Source organism: Streptomyces sp. NPDC002520 (assembly GCF_053595235.1).
In genome coordinates, this window is the sequence record NZ_JBSFXG010000057.1 from 37,290 (window position 1) to 43,289 (window position 6,000).

Below are 6,000 nucleotides of genomic sequence, written 5' to 3' on the forward strand. Positions count from 1 at the left end.
CGGTTCGCGGCGTGCACACTCCGTGCCCGGCGTGCCGACGGGCCGCCGCCCCTCACGGTGGCACGCGGCCGTGCTCACCACCTGGAGGTTCCCGTGAAAAGCGCCGACGGATGGGGGGATGACGTCTACCAGCCCGACGCCTCCGAGATCCGGGAGGACTCGGGCGTGCTCGACGTCGAGGACACGCTGGACTTCGACGGCGTCGAAGACCCCCTCGACCGGGGCTGGTCCCCTCCCGAGCGTCCCTGGGCGGTGGAGCACGACGGCGTGACCGCTTCGGAGCGCCGGGCCGGGGAGACTCTGGACCAACGGCTCGCCGAGGAGCTGCCCGATGCCACCGTGGTCGACGGTGACGGCATCGGCGACTGCTCCGGCACCGACGGGGAACTCCTGGACAACGAGGTCGGCAACATGCGTTCCGGCCGCCTGGTCGCCCCCGACGAAGGGGCTCACGAGGACGAGGAGAGCGCCCTCGTCGCCACAGACGTCGGTATCGACGGCGCCGCCGCCTCCGCCGAGGAGGCCGCGATGCACATCGTCGACGAGGACTCCCTTTCCGGCTGATCCGGACGCCCCCTGCCCCACCGCCCCGCGCGAGGAGCCGCCATGCAGCAGGACAAGCACCCCGACTACCGCCCCGTTGTCTTCCGTGACCGCGCAGCCGGATACGCGTTCCTCACCCGGTCCACCGCGAGCAGCGAGCAGACGATCGAGTGGGACGACGGTGAGACCTACCCGGTGATCGACGTGGAGATCTCCTCCGAGAGTCATCCCTTCTTCACGGGCAAGGCCCGCACGGTGGACACCGAGGGCCGCATCGCCCGGTTCGAGCGCCGGTACGGCGGGGTGGAGTCGGACGAGGCGACCTGAGCGGGAGTGGTACGTCAGATCACGTTGAGGGCCGCGGCACAGCCCACTCCCCCGAGCAGCATGAACACCGGCATCAGCACCTTCAGCTCGACCCAGCTTCCCGCCCGGAACCGTATCGCCTTCGGCGGGCCGATCGGGTACCAGCGCTTGCGGCCCACCGGGATGGGCCACAGGATCGGGCAGCCGGAGACGGTCAGCGCGTCCCCGATGTCGTGCACGAGCGCGCCCAGCACGATCGGCAGCCCCAGCCACAGGTACTCCTGACCGGGCTGGGTGAAGAGCCAGTCGGAGCCGTTGCCCGGCTTGTCGAGGATTCCCGCGAGGATCCACGCACTGGTCGCCGCGAGCAGCCAGACCAGGACATCGCTGCTGGAACCCCGGGCCGCCCGCCACAGCAGACCTTCGATCGCCAGCACCATGTGCACGAACAGGATCGCCAGCACGGCCCAGCGGCCCCCCGCGATCGCCGCCGCCGAGCAGCCCGCGCCGAGCAGGACCGCCCAGAGCCAGGTGTGCGTCAGCGTGCGGTGGCCGCCGTTGCGGCGCGGGTCGCCCTTCTTCCTGGTCGCCTTGTAGACGGCGTAGGACAGTTTGTCGACGATCTCGCAGATCGCGGCGGAGATCGGCCCGAAGGAGCGCGAGATGGTCGCCGCCTTGTGGTCGAGGTCCGGTGCGAGTGCGGCACCGGCACAGAGCAGCGCGCCGACGAGGAGAACGGGCCAGGGCATCGCGTGACCGGTCGCGGCGGCGGCCGCTCCGACCCCGAGCCAGGCCGCGGCCCCCGACAGTGAGTGTGCTGGTCCCATCATGGCCGCTTCCCGCCCCATTCCTCGTGTGCCGCTGTCCAGTTGACCCGGTGCGCTGACGCGCCGTCGGCGACACAGCGTAGCGGCCGTGATCTTCGCACCCACAGCCGATTCCCGTCTCGGGGAGAAGGCCAGGCAAGATGGGTGCGTGACCCTCATCGATCAGCTGCCGCCGACCGCCGACCCCGACGCCCTGTACGAAGCCTTCGAGTCGTGGGCCCAGGAGCGCGGCCTCACCCTCTATCCGCACCAGGAGGAGGCGCTGATCGAGGTGGTCTCCGGGGCGAACGTGATCGTCTCGACGCCCACCGGATCCGGCAAGAGCATGATCGCCGCGGGCGCTCACTTCGCCGCGCTGGCGCGGGACGAGGTCACCTTCTACACGGCCCCGATCAAGGCGCTGGTCTCGGAGAAGTTCTTCGAGCTGTGCAAGATCTTCGGTACCGAGAACGTCGGCATGCTCACCGGCGACGCCTCGGTGAACGCTGACGCGCCCGTGATCTGCTGCACCGCCGAGGTCCTCGCTTCCATCGCCTTGCGTGACGGCAAGGACGCGGACGTCGGCCAGGTCGTGATGGACGAGTTCCACTTCTACGCGGAAGGCGACCGCGGCTGGGCCTGGCAGATCCCGCTGCTGGAGCTCCCCCAGGCGCAGTTCATCCTGATGTCGGCCACTTTGGGCGATGTGTCCTTCTTCGAGAAGGACCTCGCGCGCCGCACCGGCCGTCCCACGTCCGTGGTCCGCTCGGCGACCCGTCCGGTGCCGCTCTCCTACGAGTACAAGCTGACCCCGCTCACCGAGACACTCACCGATCTGCTGGAGACCAGGCAGGCCCCGGTGTACATCGTGCACTTCACTCAGGCGCAGGCCGTGGAGCGGGCGCAGGCACTGATGAGCATCAACATGTGCTCGCGCGAGGAGAAGGAGCAGATCGCCGACCTGATCGGCAACTTCCGCTTCACCACCAAGTTCGGCCGTAACCTGTCCCGTTACGTCCGCCACGGCATCGGCGTCCACCACGCCGGCATGCTGCCCAAGTACCGGCGCCTGGTGGAGAAGCTCGCCCAGGCTGGCCTGCTGAAGGTCATCTGCGGCACCGACACGCTCGGCGTGGGCGTGAACGTGCCCATTCGCACGGTGCTGTTCACGGCCCTGACCAAGTACGACGGCAGCCGGGTGCGGACGCTGCGGGCGCGCGAGTTCCACCAGATCGCGGGCCGGGCCGGCCGGGCGGGCTTCGACACGGCTGGGCTCGTCGTCGCGCAGGCGCCCGAGCACGTCATCGAGAACGAGAAGGCCCTCGCGAAAGCCGGCGACGACCCGAAGAAGCGCCGCAAGGTAGTACGCAAGAAGGCGCCGGAAGGCTTCGTCGGCTGGACGGAGAACACCTTCGAGAAGCTGATCGCCTCCGACCCCGAGCCCCTGACGTCGCGCTTCCGGGTGACGCACACGATGCTGCTGTCGGTGATCGCCCGGCCCGGCAACGCGTTCGAGGCGATGCGTCATCTCCTCGAGGACAACCACGAGCCGCGCAAGCAGCAGCTCCGGCACATCCGGCGCGCGATCGCGATCTACCGCTCGCTGCTGGACGGCGGGATCGTCGAGAAGCTCGACCGGCCGGACGCCGAGGGCCGCATCGTCCGACTCACGGTCGACCTGCAGCAGGACTTCGCGCTCAACCAGCCGCTGTCCACGTTCGCACTGGCCTCGTTCGAACTCCTCGACCCCGAGTCGCCCTCCTACGCCCTCGACATGGTGTCCGTGGTCGAGTCCACGCTGGATGACCCGCGGCAGATCCTCGTCGCCCAGCAGAACAAGGCGCGCGGCGAGGCCGTGGCCGCGATGAAGGCGGACGGTGTCGAGTACGAGGAGCGCATGGAGCGCCTCCAGGACATCTCGTACCCCAAACCGCTGGAGAAGCTCCTTTTCCACGCGTACAACACCTACCGCAAGAGCCACCCGTGGGTCGGCGACCACCCGCTCTCGCCGAAGTCCGTCATCCGCGACATGTACGAACGGGCGATGTCCTTCACCGAGTTGGTGTCCTTCTACGAGTTGGCCCGCACCGAGGGCATCGTGCTGCGTTACCTCGCCAGCGCCTACAAGACTCTCGACCACACCATCCCGGACGATCTGAAGTCCGAGGATCTGCAGGATCTGATCGAGTGGCTCGGCGAGATGGTGCGCCAGGTGGACTCCAGCCTGCTGGACGAATGGGAGCAGCTGGCCAACCCGGAGGAGATGACCGCCGAGGAGGCCCAGGAGAAGGCCGACGAGGTCAAGCCGGTCACCGCCAACGCGCGCGCCTTCCGTGTCCTCGTCCGCAACGCCCTGTTCCGCCGCGTGGAACTCGCCGCCCTGGACCAGGTCGAGGAACTCGGCGACATGGACGGCGACTCCGGCTGGGATGCCGATGCGTGGGGCGAGGCGATGGACAAGTACTGGGACGAGTACGACGACCTCGGCACCGGCCCCGACGCCCGCGGTCCCAAGCTGCTGGTGATCAAGGAGGAGCCGGAGAACGGCCTCTGGCGCGTCCGCCAGATCTTCGACGACCCGAACGACGATCACGACTGGGGCATCAGCGCGGAGATCGACCTGGCGGCCTCCGACGCCGAGGGCCGTGCCGTGGTCCGCGTCACCGATGTCGGCCAGCTGTGAACCGTCCGCGACCAGTTGCGAGCCAAGGAGAAACCCACCGATGACGAACCCGGCCGACACACTGGTCGACCTGCTCGACCTGGAGCAGATAGAGGTCAACATCTTTCGCGGCCGAAGCCCACAGGAGTCCCTGCAGCGGGTCTTCGGCGGCCAGGTGGCGGGCCAGGCGCTGGTGGCCGCCGGGCGCACCACGGACGGCGGTCGGCCGGTGCACTCGCTGCACGCGTACTTCCTGCGCCCGGGCCGGCCGGGCCTGCCGATCGTGTACCAGGTGGAGCGGGTTCGCGACGGACGCTCGTTCACGACGCGCCGCGTCACGGCGGTGCAGCAGGGCCGCACGATCTTCAATCTGACCGCCTCCTTTCACAAGCCTGAGGAAGGACCGTTCGAGCACCAGCTGCCGCCGGTCCGTGAGGTGCCGCACCCGGAGTCGCTGCCGACGGTCTCCGAGGAGATCCGCAAGCATCTGGGCGCGCTGCCCGAGCAGTTGGAGCTGATGGCGCGCCGTCAGCCCTTCGACATCCGCTATGTCGACCGGCTGCGCTGGAACCCCGAGGAGATCCAGGGCGCCGAGCCACGCAGCGCCGTGTGGATGCGCGCGGTCGGACCGCTCGGCGACGACCCGCTCGTGCACACCTGCGCCCTGACCTACGCGAGCGACATGACCCTGCTCGACGCGGTGCGCATCCCGATCGAACCCCTTTGGGGCCCGCGGAACTTCGACATGGCGTCCCTTGACCACGCCATGTGGTTCCACCGGCCGTTTCGCGCGGACGAATGGTTCCTGTACGACCAGGAGTCCCCGATCGCGGTGGGGGGCCGCGGCCTCGCCAGGGGCCGCATCTACAACCTCGAAGGGCAACTGATCGTGTCCGTGGTACAGGAGGGGCTGTTCCGCAAGCTGGGCTGACCTGCGGTTTCACCGATCGTCGGCCGGTCCGCGTCGCGTCGTGCGACGCTCCGCGGGCCGGTCGTTTCGACGTTCTTACCGAGAATGAAGCAGGGGTCATGGCCCGAGGCGCACCCACCACGTCTCATCGCGTTTCGTTGCACCCCACAGCGATTGTGCCAAGAGTGTGCCAGCGAAGACGTATGGTCTAGTCCACTTCGCCTGACGCCCCGCCTTCCCGATCTTCACTGAGGGCATCGATGATGCGCTGCACCATCCGCTCCCGCTGGCCGTGGATGCACTTGTAGTACGTGTCCATCAGGATCGCCACGCTGTGGCCCGCCGTCTCGGCCACCTCAGCGGCGGGGACACCAGAGTTCAGCCACAGCGAGACCGCGGCATGACGCAGGTCGTACGGCCTCCTTGCAAGGAGGGAGTCCACGAGATGTGGCGGGAAGGCGATGCGCCGCGCCTTGTGCCAGACGTCGAGGTACCGAGTGGAGTCCAACCGGCCTCCACTCGGGCTGCGGAAAAGCCGACCGTCCTCCGCCGTCCCGAACTCGTCGACGTACGCCCGCAGTATCTGCACCAGTTCAGGGGAGACCGGTACCTGAACCGTTCCGGGTTCGGTAGAGATCTCAGATGTTGGTTGTGACCTGGGGTTTCGTGGTTGCGAGATAGTGGTTGTTCTCGTATTCGACGGGCGGGAGGTGGCCTATCTCACCGTGGAGTCGTCGGTGGTTGTACCAGTCGACGTACTCGGCGGTGGCGAG

At 68.3% G+C, this 6,000-nt stretch carries 7 protein-coding genes; 4 read left to right on the plus strand and 3 right to left on the minus strand.

From position 1 onward, the window contains the following. The first annotated feature begins 93 nt into the window (after positions 1 to 93). Positions 94 to 564: a DUF5709 domain-containing protein gene (locus tag ACWD5D_RS41905; RefSeq protein WP_451378010.1), complete on the plus strand. Its 471-nt coding sequence runs from the start codon at positions 94 to 96 to the stop codon at positions 562 to 564. Between the two features lie 42 nt (positions 565 to 606). Continuing rightward, the gene (locus tag ACWD5D_RS41910; RefSeq protein ID WP_451378011.1) at positions 607 to 870 is read left to right on the plus strand and encodes a type B 50S ribosomal protein L31; all 264 of its coding nucleotides are present in this window, start codon (positions 607 to 609) and stop codon (positions 868 to 870) included. A gap of 14 nt (positions 871 to 884) precedes the next feature. Here the strand turns inward: ACWD5D_RS41910 and ACWD5D_RS41915 are convergent, their stop codons facing one another. Further along, positions 885 to 1,679, minus strand: coding sequence for a metal-dependent hydrolase (locus tag ACWD5D_RS41915; protein WP_451378012.1), 795 nt, complete (start codon positions 1,677 to 1,679; stop codon positions 885 to 887). Between the two features lie 145 nt (positions 1,680 to 1,824). Between ACWD5D_RS41915 and ACWD5D_RS41920 the strand changes: the two genes are divergently transcribed. Both ACWD5D_RS41920 and ACWD5D_RS41925 read left to right on the plus strand, forming a co-directional pair. Then, a complete protein-coding gene (locus ACWD5D_RS41920; protein ID WP_451378013.1) occupies positions 1,825 to 4,338 on the plus strand; it encodes a DEAD/DEAH box helicase in 2,514 nt (837 codons plus the stop codon). 40 nt (positions 4,339 to 4,378) lie between these two features. Further along, on the plus strand, positions 4,379 to 5,248 hold the full coding sequence (locus ACWD5D_RS41925) for an acyl-CoA thioesterase (RefSeq protein WP_451378014.1): 870 nt from the start codon (positions 4,379 to 4,381) through the stop codon (positions 5,246 to 5,248). A 187-nt stretch (positions 5,249 to 5,435) separates the two neighbouring features. Here ACWD5D_RS41925 and ACWD5D_RS41930 read toward each other — a convergent pair whose 3' ends face one another. Both ACWD5D_RS41930 and ACWD5D_RS41935 read right to left on the minus strand, forming a co-directional pair. Then, complete coding sequence (locus ACWD5D_RS41930; protein ID WP_451378015.1) at positions 5,436 to 5,735, minus strand: hypothetical protein; 300 nt, start codon at positions 5,733 to 5,735, stop codon at positions 5,436 to 5,438. A gap of 130 nt (positions 5,736 to 5,865) precedes the next feature. Beyond that, a partial coding sequence (locus ACWD5D_RS41935) for an IS3 family transposase (protein ID WP_451378017.1) occupies positions 5,866 to 6,000 on the minus strand: 135 nt, incomplete at its 5' end.